Genomic DNA, 18,484 nt, shown 5'->3' on the forward strand with positions numbered 1-18,484 from the left:
GACGCGGCGCTCACGATATGGCAGTCTGGCACTCTTTCAAAACCATAAGGACATAACGATGACAATCCTTCGCATCAACCCGGAAGCCCGCTGGTCCGACGCCGTGATTTACAACCAGACCCTCTACTATACCGGCGTGCCGGAAAATACCGATGCCGATGCGCGTGCCCAGACCGCGGATATTCTGGCGCAGATTGATGAAATGCTGCAGGCCCAGGGCAGCGACAAAACCCGCATTCTCGACGCGACGATTTTTCTCGCCGATCGCGCCGATTTCGCGCAGATGAATGAAGCCTGGGACGCCTGGGTGGCAGCCGGTCACGCGCCGGTGCGTTGCACCGTCGAAGCAAAACTGATGAAGCCGCAATACAAGGTGGAAATTAAGATTATTGCGGCGGTGTAAAGCGCTTTGCAAGCGAGTATGCATTTACTCGCTTGCTACTCACTACAGCGCCGGCGACTATATGCATTTCCAGCCCGCACCATCAAAAATTATTTTTTTAACGCGCCGCGGTTTTTGCAAAATCGCAATTGCGCCCTGAGTATCAATACGTGCGACATATCTTTGCTGCAACGCATCGCGATTATAACAGCGGGTTATTTTGGGCTGGCGCGGTGTACACCAGTGCGGAATTGATAATACATCTCCGGCAACATCTACCGTACCATCGATCCAGACATCGCCACCAGCCCGGTTGATAGTACTTTCACCGCCCAGCGATTCACATATTTTGACATTAAAAACATTACCCGGCACAACTTTTTGCGAGTTAGTCATATTTGAATATGTCATTATGTCGCTATTTGATAAGCATGAGACTATATCAAGTGTAGTGAAATCCTCAGATGCTTGATCTTTTTTTAACAATTGATAATTGTTACTTTTATCAGAAATAATGTGAATATCAAATGAAATCCTGTCAACCTGCCCATTAACTCCGCAGACCACCAAAGTATTATAAAGTGCATTATCTACTGATAAAAACTCACTTTGGTAAATGAAATTATCGAACCAGACATTTCCGACAGTCCCATTCTCCAGATACAGAACGGCATTTTCTCCGCCGTTGTAATAACCGGGCGACGTTGTTAACAATCTGGATATTTTTGATTTAATAACAGACAACTGATTTACGTTTCCGGAAAACAAGTACACATCTGCACTTCCCGGATAAATCGTAGTGGCATGAAGATGAGTGATCTCCAGATTATCAATTCCCGTAGCGGAACTCATCGCCCAGTAATTGCCAAGGCGGATAATATGTTTAAGAAAACACCCTTCAACTCCTGCGATATCAATATTTCTGATTGTTTTATCATCTGAAAAATAAAGACCGATGCCAACCATACTCCATGTCTGATTTTGTTGTTCGCTGCGTAAATTTCTTACCGTTACGCTCTCAACATCACGACCCTGGCCTGGATTGAAAATACTATATTCCTGCACCGTGGCTCGTGAGGCAGAAATGCCGATCATATCATCATTAGTATAACCATGAAGATTCATGATTAAGATATCGCGCGTTGCGACACCCGTAATCCCATCGCCGTTGAGGCCAATACCGCTTTGGCTGATAATACTGATATTCGAAAAACTGGCTGTATCGCACAGGAAATGTGCAATCCCCCAACTTTCGGGATCAACAATTTTAACATTGTCGACAATTAACTCTTTTATTCGATCAAACATCAGACAGAAGCCGGGATAATTATCTTTATAATCATAAATATCACCCCAGACTTTATCTTTGGTTACGCGATCATAGCGTCTGGCTTGCCCTCCACGCTTATTGCCATCAAAAGTCGCATTTCTTATAACAACCCGCCCTGAAATAACATCGCTGGTTTTCTGGTTGGCGAGCAAATATTTGGACGCACCATTCTGAAGTTTAATTACATTATCGCAAAAATCGATTTCTGTATTGTCTGGTATCAGTAAACTCTCTTTGCCCACCAACAATAGGCCATTAACATATGGAACAATAACTCGCCCAGACCTGCTACCTTTGGCTTTGATGGTTTTATTAAACGCATCACTAATGTCTTTTTCCGGCCCGTAATCCCCACCGTGATCGCCAACAATCCATTCTTTGGGTTCGATTACTTGCATATGACTAAACGCAGATGATGCCGCAGCACCTACTAATCCTGCCCCACCAAAGGCTAACAGACCTCGCCTGGAAAATTCCATGTTTACTCCTGGGGTTAGCATATTAAAATGATACTAAATTATTTTAATTGTCTATATCACTTTGCCCTAATATTTTATTGTGTAAAAACGCACATAATAATCTCACATTTAAATCAATTAATATTGTACATTAGCCTACGCATAATTCTCACTCAATAAAAATATCAATGGTGATAGCAAAGCTATAGTCCACTAACATAAAACATACTATTGAATAATTCGTTGCATTTATTTGATATAGTTTATAAATTTAATCGGTATGCATAGGAAAAACATATGGAAAACGTGTATTATGTCACAGAAAGTAAAGAAATAAATTTAGATCAAACTCTTAAAACCATAAATCCACCTGATATATTTTCAACAAGTGTTAAAGGTGATGTATTCATGCTAACTCTTTCTTTGGGGGTTCTCAATTACAATATCGAGTCAGATACGCTATTAAAAATTGAGTTAATCAATAGTTATCATGACAACTCTGGCGGTTCTGCACAATACTTAACCATTAAACCAGCAGATGGAAACCTTCCTGTCCTTATTAATTTATCTCCTGTTGAATATTCCGTGTTACAGGATGGTATTAATCCTTTAGATCAAAAAGTAGTTCACATCGCTATCAATGTTGTCAGTGGTCATCTGACTAAAGCAACGATGACAACCCGTAGCGTATGGCAAAAGATTAACTGGATTAACATGAATAAATGACGCTGACGCGCCATTTAATGTGTTTCAGCTCATATAACCTGCTGTTGGCGTAGCATGTACTACTCGTCTTCATCCTCAAAACGGGCGACGATACGGTCGCCCTTATGAGTCGCGCGAATTTCTTCCGCCACCTGGGCGATAGCCTGGCCGCTGCTTAAACCCTGCGCCATCAGTTCCTGAATCCGCTCGACTGCCTGCTGCTGCTGTTCATGGGTGAGTGAAGGTAATCCTGCAAACATGGTTGACTCCTGTTACATTGCTGGCGGTTATTATTTCACGTTGCCCCGATTGCGCCAACCACGGCGCGCAGGCAACCCGTGTTGATGAGTTTAGCGATGCAAACAATCCACTGCTCCGGCCTGAAGTCGGTTACGCTGCCCTGGCAATCTGATGCGCTGTTGACCCGTTTTGCCCCCCTGCACCACCAGCCCTGGGCGATGCTGCTGCATTCCGGTTTTGCCGATCATGCCCATAACCGGTTTGATATTTTGGTGGCCGACCCGAAAATCACCCTGCAAACCGTCGGTTGCTCGACCGTTATTGATACCGGCGACAAGATTCAGACCTCTAATGAATGCCCGTTAGCGCTGTTGAAGTCGGCGCTGGCGTCGCTGAAGATTCATCCTGACGCTGCCTCTGACCTGCCTTTCCAGGGCGGCGCGCTGGGATTGTTCGGCTACGATCTCGGGCGACGCTTCGAAAAGCTGCCAGTGATAGCCGGGCAGGACGTTAACGCGCCCGATATGGCGGTGGGGATTTACGACTGGGCGCTGATTGCCGATCACCATCGCCAGACCCTGACGTTGCTGAGCTGGGATGACGCCGAAGCGCGCCTCGCCTGGCTGGAACAGCAGTGCGGGCCGCAGACTGCACCGTTTGAACGCACCTCCGACTGGTCCGTCAATATGAGCCGCGAGGAATACGGTGCCAAATTCCGTCAGATTCAGGCCTGGCTGCAAAGCGGCGACTGTTATCAGGTCAATCTGGCGCAGCGTTTTCAGGCGACCTATCAGGGGGATGAGTGGCAGGCGTTTTTGCAGCTCAATGCCGCCAATCGCGCGCCGTTCAGCGCCTTTTTGCGCTTGCCGGAACAGGCGATTCTCAGCCTGTCGCCGGAGCGCTTTATTTTGCTGCAAGGCGATCAAATCCAGACGCGGCCCATCAAAGGCACGCTGCCGCGCCTGGCCGATGCTGAGCAAGATGCCTTGCAGGCGCAAAAGCTGACCGCATCGCCCAAAGACCGGGCGGAAAATTTAATGATTGTCGATCTGCTGCGTAACGATATCGGACGCGTCGCGGTGCCGGGCAGCGTCAAAGTGCCGGAGCTTTTTGTGGTGGAGCCTTTCCCGGCGGTGCACCATCTGGTGAGCACGATTACCGCTACCCTGCCCGCGCATCTTCATGCCACCGATCTGCTGCGCGCCAGTTTCCCCGGTGGATCGATTACCGGCGCGCCGAAGGTGCGGGCGATGGAGATTATCGAAGAACTGGAGCCCCAGCGGCGTAACGCCTGGTGCGGCAGCATCGGCTACATCAGTTTCTGCGGCAATATGGATACCAGCATCACCATCCGCACCGTAACCGCGCAGGACGGGACGCTGTACTGCTCGGCGGGCGGCGGCATCGTGGCGGACAGCGACGAAGCGGCGGAATATCAGGAAACTTTTGATAAAGTTAATCGTATCCTTAATCACCTGTGAAGGAGCCCCATGAGCAATCCGCCGATGACGCTGGACAGTTTTTTAGCCCGTTTTCAGTTATTACGCCCGGAGATTAGCCGCCATTCGATTAATCAGCGCCAGGCCGCAGTGCTGGTGCCGATTGTGCGCCGCCCGGTTCCCGGTTTGCTGCTCACCCAGCGTTCAACGCGGATGCGTAAACACGCCGGACAAGTGGCGTTCCCCGGCGGCGCACGCGATCCCGAGGACAGTTCCCTGATTGCCGCTGCGCTGCGCGAAGCCCAGGAAGAAGTGGCGATCCCGCCGGAGTCGGTAGAAGTGATTGGCGTGCTGCCTACGGTGGACAGCGTCACCGGCTTCCAGGTCACACCGGTAGTGGGGATCATCCCGCCTGACCTGCCCTATCACGCCAGCGAAGAGGAAGTATCGGCGGTGTTTGAAATGCCGCTGGACGAGGCGCTGCGCCTTGGGCGCTACCATCCGCTGGATATCCACCGGCGCGGCAACGATCACCGCGTCTGGCTGTCGTGGTATGAGCACTACTTTGTCTGGGGCATGACGGCGGGCATTATTCGTGAACTGGCTCTGCAAATCGGCATGAAACCTTAACTATAATGACAGCATAATCCCTGTTTTTTGTGGGGTCTGGCGACACTTTATTAGGGAATATTGTCTGAGACATTAGTTTTATTCATGTGAATAATTAACTGTGCCGAACAATAAACTCTTAAAATAAGCGTTGTTCTAACATCGTCACCCAAAAGGGTGCCCCTGGCAGGAGTTTTTACTGTGATTAGTATATTCGACATGTTTAAGGTGGGCATTGGTCCCTCCTCTTCCCATACCGTTGGACCGATGAAGGCAGGGAAGCAGTTCGTCGATGATCTGGTCGAAAAAGGATTACTGGAAGACGTTACCCGCGTAGCGGTCGACGTTTACGGCTCGCTTTCTCTTACCGGCAAAGGCCATCATACTGATATCGCTATCATTATGGGTCTGGCGGGTAATCTACCTGATACCGTTGATATTGACAGCATCCCGGCGTTTATCCGCGATGTTGAAACCCGCGAGCGCCTGCTGCTGGCTCAGGGTCGCCATGAAGTGGATTTCCCGAAAGACAACGGCATGCGTTTTCAAAGCGACAACCTGCCGCTGCATGAAAACGCCATGCGTATTACCGCCTGGAGCGGCGACAAAGAGATCTACAGCAATACCTACTATTCCATCGGCGGCGGATTTATCGTCGATGAAGCCCATTTCGGTAAAGACGCCAGCGGCGACGTGAACGTCCCGTATCCGTTTAAATCCGCCCAGGCGCTGCTGGATTACTGCAATGACACCGGTTTGTCTGTCTCCGGTCTGGTGATGAAAAACGAATTGGCGCTGCATACGAAGCAGGAAATCGAAGACTATTTCGGCAACGTCTGGCGCACCATGCAGGCATGCATCGATCGCGGTATGAATACCGAAGGGGTACTGCCTGGCCCGCTGCGCGTGCCGCGTCGCGCCTCCGCGCTGCGCAGAATGCTGGTATCCAGTGATAAGAACAATAAAGACCCAATGACCGTGATCGACTGGGTCAATATGTTCGCGCTGGCGGTAAATGAAGAAAACGCCGCGGGGGGCCGCGTGGTGACCGCGCCGACCAACGGGGCATGCGGTATCGTTCCGGCGGTGCTGGCTTATTACGATCACTTTATCGAACCGGTGACGCCGGATGTGTATATCCGCTATTTCCTGGCCTCCGGAGCGATTGGCGCACTGTACAAAATGAACGCGTCAATTTCCGGTGCTGAAGTGGGTTGCCAGGGTGAAGTGGGCGTGGCCTGCTCCATGGCGGCAGCCGGCCTGGCGGAAATTCTCGGTGCCAGCCCGGAACAGGTTTGCGTGGCGGCAGAAATCGGCATGGAGCATAACCTCGGTCTGACCTGCGACCCGGTCGCCGGCCAGGTGCAGGTGCCGTGCATTGAGCGTAACGCTATCGCGTCGGTTAAGGCGATCAACGCCTCCCGTATGGCGATGCGCCGCACCAGCGCGCCGCGCGTTTCGCTGGATAAAGTCATCGAGACCATGTACGAAACCGGCAAAGATATGAACGCCAAATACCGCGAAACCTCGCGCGGCGGGCTGGCGATTAAAGTCCAGTGTAACTAAGCATCCAGCGCCGCATTCGCGGCGCTTTTTTTATCTGTCGCGGTTTCGTCATAAATAATCCCCACTACACTTTCAATGTTCACTTCTCCACCCTCGGGAGAGGTCTTGAGAGGCTACGGAGATGCAAACAGCCCAGCGCATCATTTACCACTACCGGCGTAGACGATTCATTCTTTGTATAGTACTTGCCATCCTGACCCTTATCGTGACGCTGGGCCTGCGTTATGTCACCGAACGCAGCGATAACCGGCATGAAATCGTCGAGTACAGTCAACGCGCGATTGCCTCGCTGGAAAAGGTGTTAGAGCCTATCGAGATAGCACGAAAATCGCTGGTGACGCTGCCCGGTATCCCCTGTGATATGACGCAGTATCAGCTACGCGAGCAGGCGGCACGCCTGCAAACGGTGCGCTCCATCGCGCTGGTAAAAGATGGCACCCTGTATTGCTCGAGTATTTTTGGTCAGCGCGATATTCCGATTAATCAGCTGCAGCCCAAACTGCCGTCGGTGTACCCGCTGATGACGCTTTCCACTGCCGGATCGCTGTTAAAGGGCTCGCCGATTTTGCTGCTGTGGGAGCCGTCGAGCCTGGACGGACAAAGCGGCGTGATGCAGGTGGTGAATATCGAACTGCTGGCAGGGCTGACGCTTCAGCCGCGTCCGCCGTTAATCACCCAGGCGGTGCTCAACGTGGCGAATCAATATCTGATCGGGCAGACCATTTACGATAACCAACTGCCGCTCGCCAGGGGCCACGCTGAACATCGTTATCACTCCAGCCGCTACCCGTTTGCGGTGATCGCCACCGGGCCGTCGCCGGAGAGAGTGGCGCTGCAAAGCCTGCCCGCCCAGCTACCGCTGGCGCTGATGCTTAGCCTGCTGATCGGCTATATCACCTGGCTTGCCAGCGCAACGCGGATGAGTTTTTCCTGGGAAATCAATCTGGGCATCGCCGCCCGTGAGTTTGAAGTTTTTTGCCAGCCGCTGGTACGGGCGCGCGATCGGCACTGCGTCGGCGTGGAGATCCTGCTGCGCTGGAACAATCCGCGCCAGGGATGGATCTCTCCGGACGTGTTTATCCCCCTCGCCGAGCAGCAGGGTCTAATCGCACCGCTCACCCGCTATGTGCTGGCAGAAACCGTACGCCAACGGCATCTCTTCCCGGGGTCGGAGCAGTTTCATATCGGCATCAACGTGGCGGCCAGCCATTTTCATAACGGGGTGATTATTGATGATTTACGCCGCGTCTGGTTCGCCAATCAGCCTGAACAACAGTTGATGCTGGAGTTAACGGAACGCGACGCGCTACCGGATATGGATTACCGCGTGGTGCGCGAGCTGCACCAGATGGGCGTGGAGCTGGCGATTGACGATTTTGGCACCGGGCAGAGCTCGCTGGCCTATCTGGAGCGCCTGCACCCCAATGTGCTGAAGATAGATAAAAGCTTTACCGCCGCGATTGGCACCGACGCGGTGAACTCCACGGTGACGGATATTATTATCGCGCTGGGTAAACGGCTGCGGATTAATCTGGTGGCGGAAGGGGTAGAAACAGAACAGCAGGAAGGCTATTTGCGCCGTCACGGCGTGGCGATATTGCAGGGATATTTATACGCGAAGCCAATGCCGATTGCTGATTTCCCGCGCTGGCTGGCAGGTGACTTACCGCCACCTGCCATTAACAACGATCGACATATGTCAGCGTTAACGCTGCGCTGATTACTCTTCTTCGTCGTGTTCGGGTTCATCCTTGACGACGCGAACCAAATCCACGCGGTAATCGTTGGCTTCAACGATGGTGATGCGCAGCGGCGCAACGTCCAGCACGTCGCCAACGCGTGGGATTTGGCCGTTAACCGCAATCACCAGACCCGCCACGGTGGCAATGTCGTCTTCATCATTGACCAGCGTAGAAACGTTCACATGCTGCTGCAAAGCGTGCAGGTCGGTACCGCCTTTGACCAGCCAGCCGTCGCCATCCGCCACGATTTCCGGGGTTTCGTCCGCGTCCGGGAATTCACCGGCAATCGCTTCCAGCACGTCCAGCGGCGTCACCAGGCCCTGCACCACGCCAAATTCGTTAGTCACGATAACGAAGCTGCCGCGAGCGCGACGCAGCACGCCTAGCAGGTTGATCGGATCCAGGGTTTCCGGCACCACAATCGCCGGGGACTGCGCCGCGATCGCCGCCACGTCCACGCCCTCTTCCAGCGCCACCAGCAATTCTTTAGCGCGCACAATGCCGATGACTTCATCCAGTTCGCCACGGCACACCGGGAACAAACTGTGCGGCGATGACAACAGCTGCTCGCGGATTTCATCCACGCTCAGTTCCGCGTCCACCCAGCTGATTTCGCCGCGCGGCGTCATGATGCTGCGCAGGGAACGCGACGCCAGGGTCAGAACGCCGTTAATCATGTAGCGTTCTTCGTGGGCGAAGGCTTCTTCCGGGATCGGCACCATGGCATTACCTTCCGCTTCCGGCTGGACGTTGCCTTTCTTATGGCCGCCCATCAGGCTCAGGATGGACTGCGCCGTTCTGGCGCGCAGCGGCAGCCGCGACTGATGCTTAACGAAGTTGCGACGGGCAATCTGGTTAAACAGTTCGATCAGGATCGAGAAGCCGATAGCCGCGTACAGGTAGCCTTTCGGAATATGGAAGCCGAAACCTTCCGCCACCAGGCTCAGACCGATCATCAGCAGGAAGCTCAGACAGAGCACCACCACCGTCGGATGCTGGTTCACAAAGCGCGTCAGCGGTTTGGACGCCAGCAGCATTACCGCCATGGCAATAATCACCGCCGCCATCATTACCGGCAGATGGTTCACCATCCCCACCGCGGTAATCACCGCATCGAGAGAGAACACCGCATCAAGGATCACAATCTGTACGACGACCACCCAGAAGCTGGCATAGCCTTTACCGTGGGCATCATCGTGCTGCTTGTTCTCCAGCCGTTCATGCAGTTCGGTGGTGGCCTTAAACAGCAGGAACAGGCCCCCGAGCAGCATAATCAGGTCGCGTCCAGAGAAGGTGAAATCCATCACGCTGAACAGCGGCCGCGTCAGCGTGACCATCCAGGAAATCAGCGACAGCAGGCCCAGACGCATAATCAGCGCCAGGGACAAGCCAATTAAACGGGCTTTGTCACGCTGCTTTGGCGGCAGTTTGTCCGCGAGGATGGCGATAAACACCAGGTTATCGATACCAAGAACGATTTCCAGTACCACAAGCGTCAGCAAACCCGCCCAAATCGAGGGGTCCATTAATAATTCCATAACAGGCTCCTGCTGAAGGAATGACTAAACGGCACCGCACAATTCGCGGGCGCAAGAACAGTAGCTAACATTAGGTGTGATGCGTCGGTATGACGAGTGGCCTGAGAACAGGCGGAAGTGAAATGACGTCGGTGACGGTCCATACGGTGGGCTGCTGCCCGCTACTCCTGATAATTAATAGGAAGCATACATTAGCAAAGGGAATCAGCCTTTTGCAAAGATTTACCAGAATTTGCAATTTTGCTGACACAGTCAGGGTTCATCATTTTTTGCAGCCTTTTTTACCGATCGGCTTAAGCTAAATTACGGATCTTCATCACATAAATTATTTTTTCACTATCTAAAATAAATCACGGATTAGGCATTTGTCTCAATAAACCCCTTATCTGAATCGATTCGGTAAGCCAGTCATGATTCGCGATGCTCTCGTTACGAGGGTGTTAATACAATAAAGGAGGTAGCACATGACTATTGCTATTGTCATAGGCACTCACGGTTGGGCCGCCGAGCAACTGCTCAAAACCGCCGAGATGCTGTTGGGCGAGCAAGAAAATGTGGGTTGGATTGATTTTGTTCCCGGTGAGAACGCGGAAACACTGATCGAAAAATACACTGCCCAGTTATCGAAACTCGATACCCGCCAGGGCGTGCTGTTTCTCGTCGATACCTGGGGCGGCAGCCCGTTTAACGCTGCCAGCCGTATTGTCGTCGATAAAGAGCACCATGAAGTGATTGCTGGGGTCAACATTCCGATGTTGGTCGAAACCTTAATGGCGCGCGACGATAACCCCTCATTCGATGAGCTGGTCGCGCTGGCGGTGGAAACCGGACGCGAAGGCGTGAAGGCGCTGAAGGCGAAACCGGTCGAAAAAGCCGCTCCTGCCGCTGCGCCCACTGCGGCTGCGGCTGCACCAAAAGCCGCAACGCCGGCAAAACCCATGGGTCCGGACGATTATATGGTGATCGGCCTTGCCCGTATCGATGACCGTTTAATCCACGGCCAGGTCGCCACCCGCTGGACAAAAGAAACTAACGTCTCACGCATCATCGTGGTCAGTGATGAAGTGGCTGCGGACACGGTGCGCAAAACCCTGCTTACCCAGGTCGCCCCGCCCGGCGTAACTGCCCACGTGGTGGATGTCGCCAAGATGATCCGCGTCTACAACAACCCGAAATACGCCCGTGAGCGCGTGATGTTGCTGTTTACCAACCCCACCGACGTTGAGCGCGTGGTGGAAGGCGGCGTGAATATTACCTCGGTAAATATTGGCGGTATGGCCTACCGTCAGGGTAAAACCCAGGTGAATAACGCGGTTTCCGTGGACAGCAACGATATCGACGCCTTCAACAAACTGAACGCGCGCGGCATTGAGCTTGAAGTCCGCAAAGTCTCCAACGATCAAAAACTGAAAATGATGGATTTACTCCGCAAAGTGACGCCATAACCGCGGAACCGGAACGACGTTTTTCAGCTTTCACACTTAAGTCTGTCAATGCTATAGGAGAAGTACAATGGAGATTACCACTCTTCAGATTGTGCTGGTGTTCATCGTTGCGTGTATCGCGGGTATGGAGTCGGTACTCGATGAATTTCAGTTTCACCGTCCACTTATCGCCTGTACCCTCGTCGGGGCCGTACTGGGCGATATGAAGACCGGTATCATTATCGGTGGTACCCTGGAAATGATCGCCCTCGGCTGGATGAACATCGGTGCGGCAGTCGCCCCTGATGCCGCCCTGGCGTCCATTATCTCAACCATCCTGGTTATTGCCGGTCATCAAAGCATCGGTGCCGGTATCGCGCTGGCGATCCCGCTGGCGGCGGCAGGCCAGGTACTGACCATTATCGTGCGTACCATCACTGTGGGCTTCCAGCACGCGGCGGACAGCGCGGCGGAAAAAGGCAATCTCACCGCCCTGTCGTGGATCCACGTTTCCTCGTTGTTCCTGCAGGCCATGCGTATCGCTATCCCGGCGGTGATCGTGGCAGTGTCCGTGGGCACCAGCGAAGTGCAGAATATGCTGAACGCCATTCCTGAAGTGGTGACCAGCGGTCTGAACATCGCGGGCGGTATGATCGTGGTGGTCGGTTATGCGATGGTCATCAACATGATGCGCGCCGGTTACCTGATGCCGTTCTTCTATCTCGGCTTCGTCACCGCCGCGTTCACCAACTTCAACCTGGTTGCCCTGGGTGTGATTGGCGCAGTAATGGCCATCCTCTACATCCAACTTAGCCCGAAATACAACCGTTCCGCCGCCGCGCCTGCACCGGCCGCTGGCGCTAACGATCTTGATAACGAACTGGACTAACAGGTGAGCGAAATGGTTGATATGACAAAAAGTACGGCGACTACCGGTGAGAAAAAGCTCACCCAAAGCGATATTCGCGGCGTGTTTATTCGTTCTAACCTGTTCCAGGGTTCATGGAACTTCGAACGTATGCAGGCGCTGGGTTTCTGCTTCTCAATGATCCCGGCGATTAAGCGCCTTTATCCGGAAAACAACGAGGCGCGCCGCCAGGCAATTAAACGCCATCTGGAGTTTTTCAACACCCACCCCTATGTGGCTGCGCCGGTTCTGGGCGTAACGCTGGCGATGGAAGAGCAACGCGCTAACGGTGCAGAAATTGACGATGGTGCGATTAACGGTATCAAAGTGGGTCTGATGGGGCCGCTGGCGGGCGTTGGCGACCCGATTTTCTGGGGTACGGTGCGTCCGGTATTTGCCGCATTGGGCGCGGGTATCGCCATGAGCGGTAGCCTGCTGGGGCCGCTGCTGTTCTTTATCCTGTTTAACGCGGTGCGCCTCGCGACGCGCTATTACGGCGTGGCTTACGGCTACCGTAAGGGGATCGATATCGTTAAGGATATGGGCGGCGGCTTCCTGCAAAAACTGACCGAGGGGGCGTCAATTCTCGGCCTGTTTGTTATGGGGGCGTTGGTCAACAAGTGGACGCACGTGAATATCCCGCTGGTGGTGTCGCGTATTACCGACCAGACCGGTGCGGAAAAAGTGACCACCGTGCAAACCATTCTCGATCAGCTAATGCCGGGCCTGGTACCGCTGCTGTTAACCTTCGCCTGTATGTGGCTGCTGCGTAAGAAAGTTAACCCGCTGTGGATTATCGTGGGCTTCTTCGTGATCGGTATCGTTGGCTATGCGATCGGGCTGCTTGGGCTGTAAGATACGGTTTTCCTGAGGTTTACAACCGGGAGCTTGCTCCCGGTTTTTTATTAGGGAGTTTGTATGACGCTGACGGACTGGGTACTGATCCTGTTTATTCTGGTGCTGCTGGCCTTTGCCATTTATGACGACGTCATAATGGCGAAACGCAAAGGCGCCACGCTGTTAACCATCCCCCTGCTGCGCCGCAGCCGCGTCGACGGCGCGATTTTCGTCGGGCTGGTTGCGATACTGATTTATAACAATATTGCCTCACACGGCGCGCCGTTAACGACCTGGCTATTAGGCGCGCTGGCGCTGATGGCGATTTATCTTTTTTGGTTTCGTCAGCCGAAAATTATTTTCAAAACTGATGGCTTTTTCTTCGCCAACGCATGGATAGAATATAACCGCATTAAAGCCATGAATTTATCTGAAGACGGCGTACTGGTGATGCAATTAGAGCAGCGCCGCCTGCTTATCCGGGTAAAGAATATTGACGACCTGGAAAAGATTTATAAACTTCTCGTTAATAGTCAATAGGTTGAATAATAGCCTTGTCTATATTTGTGGTGGTAATTTGAGCGCGAATATAGCCATGGCTATATTATTCACAGCAAATCTTAAAACTATTTATTAACCTTTTGATCACTAATGATATCAAATGAAAATCGTTATCAATTAGTTTGAAAAATAACAACTTTTGTGGGTTGTTTTATATTTCCTGAATATGATACTGTTGCGCCCGTCATTGGGGAGTAGCTAATTTCCGCAATTGCTGGAAATGTACGTGTCAACATACTCGTTGTAACAACGTGGCGCGTACGGACTGAGAGCCCTCTTAGTCAAGCGAGACCATAGGCACATTCACTGCTGTTTACCGGGGCAGTGGCTGTGTATATGGATATCCCGGTCAGGACGCTTTAATGAATCTTTCCGCAACCCTTCTTCTCGCATTCGGCATGTCGATGGACGCTTTCGCCGCATCGATTGGTAAAGGCGCAACCCTTCACAAACCCAGACTTTCGCAGGCGATACGCATCGGCCTGATTTTTGGCGTGATTGAAACCCTCACCCCGCTGATCGGCTGGGCATTGGGCCTGTTCGCCTCAAAATTTGTGCTTGAGTGGAATCACTGGATCGCCTTCGCCCTGCTGATGTTCCTCGGCGTGCGAATGGTTATTGAAGGCGTGCGCGGCGGTTCCGAAGAAGAGACAACGCAGCTGCGCCGCCACAGCGTCTGGTTATTAGTCACCACCGCATTTGCCACCAGCATCGACGCAATGGCCGTCGGCGTGGGTCTGGCGTTTCTGCAAGCCAATATCATCTATACTGCACTGGCGATTGGCTGCGCGACGCTGATTATGTCCACGCTGGGCATTATGCTGGGCCGCTTTATTGGCCCACTGCTGGGCAAGCGCGCTGAAATTCTCGGCGGGCTGGTACTGATGGGTATTGGCGCACAGATCCTCTGGAGCCACTTCGCTTAACTGGCGCGTTGCCAGACGCGGATACAGAAATCGGTTTCACAATCAAATGTTTCCACCGCGCTCAGCGCCGCCCACACCTCCGGGCGCGCCCGCCAGGCAAACGGCGTCATTTGCAACAGCGCTACGGCGTGCTCCGCCTTCAGGGCCATTGCGTAAGCAAGCTGAACTTCTTCCTTCAAGGTAAATCCGGCTAACGCTTCACCCTCAGTGGCGTGCAGTTTGATTTCATCGTAAATCAATCCCTTCAGCTGCATCAGATGACGCGGACCGGGAACTACGGTAATCACGCATCCCCCTGGCTTCACGGCTCTTGCCAGTTCTTGTGCGTTGCACGGGGCGTAAATACGAATTACCGCATCCAGCGAGGCGTCCGCGAACGGCAAACGGTGGCTGGAAGCAACGCAAAAGGTCACGTTGGGGTAGCGCTTAGCCGCGTAGCGAATCGCGATTTTTGATACGTCCAGCCCACAGGTTTTTGCCCCATGGGCCAATGCCACATCGGCGAACACCGCAGTGTAATACCCTTCCCCACAGCCAATATCCAGTACCGCGTTGGCTTGCTCAGGCAGGTATTTTTCAAGCAGCTCAGCAACCCGCTGGCGCAGCGCCTGATAATGCCCGGCATCAAGAAATGCGCGGCGCGCCTGCATCATCTCTGCATTATCGCCCGGCTGTTTTGAGTGTTTAAACTGCACCGGCAGTAAATTCACATACCCTTCTTTAGCCTTATCGAACTGGTGACCCTGCGGGCAGGCGTAACGGGTGGGATTTTCGCTCAGCGGGGCGTGGCAGAGGGGGCAGGTAAACATAACAACTCCGGGTGATTTAAAGCGCGCAAGTGTAGCCTGAATTGACGCGCAGCGGTAAGGGCCAGAAACAAAAAAGCCTCGCTAAGCGAGGCTTTTTAGAGAAACGATGCGCAAGGCACCGCATCAGAAATTCGATCAGATAGCAGTAACGTTAACGGCTGCCGGGCCTTTCTGGCCGTCCTGAATTTCGAACTCTACGTTCTGGCCTTCAGCCAGGGTTTTGAAGCCGTTACCCTGGATGGCAGAGAAGTGTACGAACACGTCTTTGCTGCCGTCAGCCGGAGTAATGAAACCAAAACCTTTAGACTCGTTGAACCACTTCACTTGACCTTTGATCTTTGCCATTTTGCAAATTCCTTAAATTGTATTCTTCGCCCGCAGGCTTCATTGAGATAAAACTGAGACATTACTGCATGAGGCACTAATTAAAGGTTCGGCAGAGAAGCAGTATTCAACGACAACGTGTTTACTCAGGACTTCTATACTGAAAATGCCACACATAAACAGAACTATACCTCGTTTGACCCAAAAAATGTTATCACACACAACGTATATAATGGCAAGCCATTTTTAAACGCGTATCGATCTGCCGCACAAATCAATAAGTGACTACGGGCTGTCCAGAGGGCAACACGTAACACGCTGATATGATAAGCCTTGAGCACAGGGTCCTTCGGCAACATGCAGCGAGCAGACAACCTTTTTAACATAGCTCAAACCTGGAATGCCGTCCACGTCACGGGGCAAAATTTGCCATAAAAAAGAAGAATCTTGCGATAGAGAGCCAATTAACGGGCATTGAACAACAGGTGTTGCCTATTCTGTGGGAATCATCACAACATTAGTCAGATTTGCATGACAATTAAATACAACGAAATACGTTAAATAATTGCACCAAAATAATGACAGGCTAATGACAATGCATGAGTAAAGTGCAGAAATAGTTTCCAGTTATTTTTTGCAGGATATATTTTCATTCGGGAAATAACTTAATAATTATTCCATATATGTCACGCTGCGTTAAAGGGCAAATATTGACCAATTTTAACCGGTGCGAATATACCTGGTTTCTCAGCGGATGCGTCTAACGCCGCCAGCAATTCTTGCGGCGGCTTGTCCTGAATGAAAGGAAAACTTAACGTTCCGCGACCAGACGAATAAATCCGTCGTCTTCGTCTTTCTGGGACTGTGCTGGCGCTTCTTCAGCTTGCTGTTCTGGCTCATTGGCTTCACAGATGCGGCGTAGCAGCACCGTCTGGCGCTTTTGCTGATCGAGCAACGCTTCCAGCAGGGCAATCTGCTCATTCGCCTTAACGCTGGCGCGGTTGACGAAAAACCACACCACTAACCCAACCACCAGAACCAGTAAAGAGAACGCCATCGATGCAACATTTAGCGCACCGGAATTGATCATGTCATTCATAAAAACCACCTCAGTAAAGCGCAGTAGTGTAGCACCGGACGACCGCGATCACATCGGCAATGCAAAAAACATTTACCACGGAATATATTTGTTAATCACACAAATCCCGCTGAAGAACTGAACATCCTGATCGCAGATCACATTCAGCATTTGCGCCCATAAAATCAGGCCCAACAGCAACGCAACGACCAGCAGTGCCCATTTCACTTTTTTCACTGACAACTCCAGTTTGACTCATATTCCCGTCAGATTAGCACGCGGATCTTAAACCAATCATCACGCTACTAATAACCCGGGCAATTAAGAAACATCAGATTGAGAATTACGCCTGAACTGGCATGCTGGATGCCGCACTCTAACAAGGAGAGGTGTATGCGATTGATTATCCGCTTGATCGCCGTGGCGGCAATCCTGTGGCTGGCGCTGTTGTTCAGCGGCTACGGGATTTTAATCGGCAGCCATAACAACGCGGCGGGTCTGGGGCTGCAATGCAAATATATGACGGCCAGGCAGATAGTGACTGCACAGTTTATTCATTCGGAAAGTGGAATTGTCGGGATTTCGCAGTGCCCGTTGCTGCGCAAAAGCGAAACCGTCATCGATAATTAACGAAACCGCAGCCTGGGCTGCGGTTCATCATCAGAACGGATAGTCGTTATAACCCAGCTGTTCGGAAATTTTCCGCGCCGCGCCGTGCAGCATGGCGACGTACTCGTGCAGACGCTCTTCAGAGAAGCGCAGCGTCGGGAAAGAGATACTCAGCCCAGCAATGACAAAACCAAAGCGGTCGAACACCGGCACTGCGATGCAGCGCAGCCCTTCTTCCTGCTCTTCGTTATCTTCGCCAAAACCCTGCTCGCGTACCATATCCAGCACCGGTAACAGCGCTTCAGTGCTGGTCACGGTGCGCGGAGTGCTCTGCTTATATTCCACTTCAGAGAGAATTTGCTTCACCTCTTCGCGGTCGCGCCATGCCAGCAATACTTTACCAATAGCGGTACTGTAAAGCGGGTTGCGACGGCCAACGCGGGAATACATGCGCAGGTTATACATCGAGTCGATTTTGTGGATGTAGACAATGCTGTCTTCATCCAGCGCGCCCAGGTGGATTGTCTCTTTTGTCAGATTAGACAGTTCACGCATCTGGATATCCGCGCTGCGAATCAGATCGACGTTCTGCAACGCTTTTGCGCCTAACTCAAACAGTTTCAGCGTGAGGGAATATTTTTCGGACTCCCCTTCCTGGGCCACATATCCTAAGGATTTCATGGTCTGCAAAAAGCGGTAAACCGTGCTTTTTGACATCATTACGCGTTGGGATAACTCGGTGATGCCAATTTCACGCTCTTCGCCCAACGCCTGTAAAATACCGAAAACTTTCAACACAGATGAAACAGAATCAGGCTGTTTATCCAAATCTGCGATTGCCATTCATCACCTCAGATCGCATTTGTTTTATAAAAATTAGAACCGGTTTTTATTATAAGGAGCTGGCCCCGCTGCCGCAATGTATCTATGAGCTGGCGTTATAAATCTGCGACGTAACACTTAATTATCCCTGACGCCGCTTTTCAGGCTAAAGTAGTCG

At 52.1% G+C, this 18,484-nt stretch carries 21 protein-coding genes and 1 riboswitch; of the genes, 12 read left to right on the forward strand and 9 right to left on the reverse strand.

The features are described 5' to 3' along the window. Window positions 1-58 precede the first annotated feature (58 nt). Entirely contained in the window at window positions 59-403 is a 345-nt protein-coding gene (locus tag FND52_RS18600; protein WP_125291960.1) for a RidA family protein, read from the forward strand. A gap of 57 nt (window positions 404-460) precedes the next feature. On the opposite strand, the gene FND52_RS18605 is transcribed toward FND52_RS18600, so the two are convergent. After that, the gene (locus FND52_RS18605) at window positions 461-2,191 is read right to left on the reverse strand and encodes a glycoside hydrolase family protein (RefSeq protein ID WP_167509381.1); all 1,731 of its coding nucleotides are present in this window, start codon (window positions 2,189-2,191) and stop codon (window positions 461-463) included. Between the two features lie 276 nt (window positions 2,192-2,467). Between FND52_RS18605 and FND52_RS18610 the strand changes: the two genes are divergently transcribed. Continuing rightward, on the forward strand, window positions 2,468-2,896 hold the full coding sequence (locus FND52_RS18610; RefSeq protein WP_144132572.1) for a hypothetical protein: 429 nt from the start codon (window positions 2,468-2,470) through the stop codon (window positions 2,894-2,896). A gap of 59 nt (window positions 2,897-2,955) precedes the next feature. On the opposite strand, the gene FND52_RS18615 is transcribed toward FND52_RS18610, so the two are convergent. Continuing rightward, entirely contained in the window at window positions 2,956-3,135 is a 180-nt protein-coding gene (locus FND52_RS18615; RefSeq protein WP_125291957.1) for a YoaH family protein, read from the reverse strand. A 96-nt stretch (window positions 3,136-3,231) separates the two neighbouring features. Here FND52_RS18615 and pabB point away from each other — a divergent pair, with 96 nt between their 5' ends. From pabB to FND52_RS18635, 4 genes are all read left to right on the forward strand, one after another. Continuing rightward, window positions 3,232-4,596 (forward strand): aminodeoxychorismate synthase component 1, encoded by a 1,365-nt coding sequence (gene pabB / locus FND52_RS18620; protein ID WP_144132574.1) that lies wholly within the window; start codon window positions 3,232-3,234, stop codon window positions 4,594-4,596. A 9-nt stretch (window positions 4,597-4,605) separates the two neighbouring features. Beyond that, window positions 4,606-5,184, forward strand: coding sequence for a CoA pyrophosphatase (locus tag FND52_RS18625; protein WP_125291955.1), 579 nt, complete (start codon window positions 4,606-4,608; stop codon window positions 5,182-5,184). A 180-nt stretch (window positions 5,185-5,364) separates the two neighbouring features. Beyond that, the gene (gene sdaA / locus FND52_RS18630) at window positions 5,365-6,729 is read left to right on the forward strand and encodes an L-serine ammonia-lyase (protein ID WP_144132576.1); all 1,365 of its coding nucleotides are present in this window, start codon (window positions 5,365-5,367) and stop codon (window positions 6,727-6,729) included. 121 nt (window positions 6,730-6,850) lie between these two features. Next, the gene (locus FND52_RS18635; RefSeq protein WP_144132578.1) at window positions 6,851-8,449 is read left to right on the forward strand and encodes an EAL domain-containing protein; all 1,599 of its coding nucleotides are present in this window, start codon (window positions 6,851-6,853) and stop codon (window positions 8,447-8,449) included. Here FND52_RS18635 and yoaE read toward each other — a convergent pair whose 3' ends face one another. Further along, window positions 8,450-10,009: a CNNM family cation transport protein YoaE gene (gene yoaE / locus FND52_RS18640; protein ID WP_125291952.1), complete on the reverse strand. Its 1,560-nt coding sequence runs from the start codon at window positions 10,007-10,009 to the stop codon at window positions 8,450-8,452. 464 nt (window positions 10,010-10,473) lie between these two features. Here yoaE and manX point away from each other — a divergent pair, with 464 nt between their 5' ends. The 5 genes from manX to mntP all read left to right on the forward strand — a co-directional run bounded on the left by manX (window position 10,474) and on the right by mntP (window position 14,664). Beyond that, window positions 10,474-11,454, forward strand: coding sequence for a PTS mannose transporter subunit IIAB (manX, locus tag FND52_RS18645; protein WP_144132580.1), 981 nt, complete (start codon window positions 10,474-10,476; stop codon window positions 11,452-11,454). Between the two features lie 67 nt (window positions 11,455-11,521). Continuing rightward, window positions 11,522-12,322: a PTS mannose/fructose/sorbose transporter subunit IIC gene (locus FND52_RS18650; RefSeq protein WP_125291950.1), complete on the forward strand. Its 801-nt coding sequence runs from the start codon at window positions 11,522-11,524 to the stop codon at window positions 12,320-12,322. A gap of 12 nt (window positions 12,323-12,334) precedes the next feature. Further along, entirely contained in the window at window positions 12,335-13,195 is an 861-nt protein-coding gene (locus FND52_RS18655) for a PTS mannose transporter subunit IID (protein ID WP_167509382.1), read from the forward strand. Between the two features lie 63 nt (window positions 13,196-13,258). Then, window positions 13,259-13,717 carry a DUF986 family protein gene (locus FND52_RS18660; RefSeq protein WP_144132582.1) on the forward strand — a complete coding sequence of 153 codons (459 nt, stop codon included), beginning with the start codon at window positions 13,259-13,261 and terminating at the stop codon, window positions 13,715-13,717. A 198-nt stretch (window positions 13,718-13,915) separates the two neighbouring features. After that, window positions 13,916-14,099: riboswitch (yybP-ykoY riboswitch) on the forward strand. A 1-nt stretch (window position 14,100) separates the two neighbouring features. Continuing rightward, on the forward strand, window positions 14,101-14,664 hold the full coding sequence (gene mntP / locus FND52_RS18665; protein ID WP_125291947.1) for a manganese efflux pump MntP: 564 nt from the start codon (window positions 14,101-14,103) through the stop codon (window positions 14,662-14,664). Here mntP and rlmA read toward each other — a convergent pair. From rlmA to mgrB, 5 genes are all read right to left on the reverse strand, one after another. Beyond that, window positions 14,661-15,473: a 23S rRNA (guanine(745)-N(1))-methyltransferase gene (gene rlmA, locus FND52_RS18670; RefSeq protein WP_144132584.1), complete on the reverse strand. Its 813-nt coding sequence runs from the start codon at window positions 15,471-15,473 to the stop codon at window positions 14,661-14,663. The two genes, mntP and rlmA, sit on opposite strands and share 4 nt — an antisense overlap. A 135-nt stretch (window positions 15,474-15,608) precedes the next feature. Beyond that, window positions 15,609-15,818, reverse strand: a complete 210-nt coding sequence (gene cspE, locus FND52_RS18675; protein WP_001062678.1) for a transcription antiterminator/RNA stability regulator CspE — start codon at window positions 15,816-15,818, stop codon at window positions 15,609-15,611. A gap of 39 nt (window positions 15,819-15,857) precedes the next feature. After that, window positions 15,858-15,974, reverse strand: a complete 117-nt coding sequence (locus FND52_RS18680; RefSeq protein ID WP_125291945.1) for a DUF2627 domain-containing protein — start codon at window positions 15,972-15,974, stop codon at window positions 15,858-15,860. 634 nt (window positions 15,975-16,608) lie between these two features. After that, window positions 16,609-16,896, reverse strand: a complete 288-nt coding sequence (locus FND52_RS18685; protein ID WP_144132586.1) for a YebO family protein — start codon at window positions 16,894-16,896, stop codon at window positions 16,609-16,611. A gap of 72 nt (window positions 16,897-16,968) precedes the next feature. Continuing rightward, a complete protein-coding gene (gene mgrB / locus FND52_RS18690) occupies window positions 16,969-17,112 on the reverse strand; it encodes a PhoP/PhoQ regulatory lipoprotein MgrB (protein WP_125291943.1) in 144 nt (47 codons plus the stop codon). 156 nt (window positions 17,113-17,268) lie between these two features. Between mgrB and FND52_RS18695 the strand changes: the two genes are divergently transcribed. Further along, entirely contained in the window at window positions 17,269-17,505 is a 237-nt protein-coding gene (locus FND52_RS18695; RefSeq protein ID WP_125291942.1) for a YobH family protein, read from the forward strand. A gap of 30 nt (window positions 17,506-17,535) precedes the next feature. Here the strand turns inward: FND52_RS18695 and kdgR are convergent, their stop codons facing one another. After that, window positions 17,536-18,327, reverse strand: a complete 792-nt coding sequence (kdgR, locus tag FND52_RS18700; RefSeq protein ID WP_125291941.1) for a DNA-binding transcriptional regulator KdgR — start codon at window positions 18,325-18,327, stop codon at window positions 17,536-17,538. Window positions 18,328-18,484: the final 157 nt, after the last annotated feature.

Origin of the sequence: Atlantibacter subterraneus (assembly GCF_007570865.1) — a bacterium.
Taxonomy (GTDB): Bacteria; Pseudomonadota; Gammaproteobacteria; order Enterobacterales; family Enterobacteriaceae; genus Atlantibacter; species Atlantibacter subterraneus.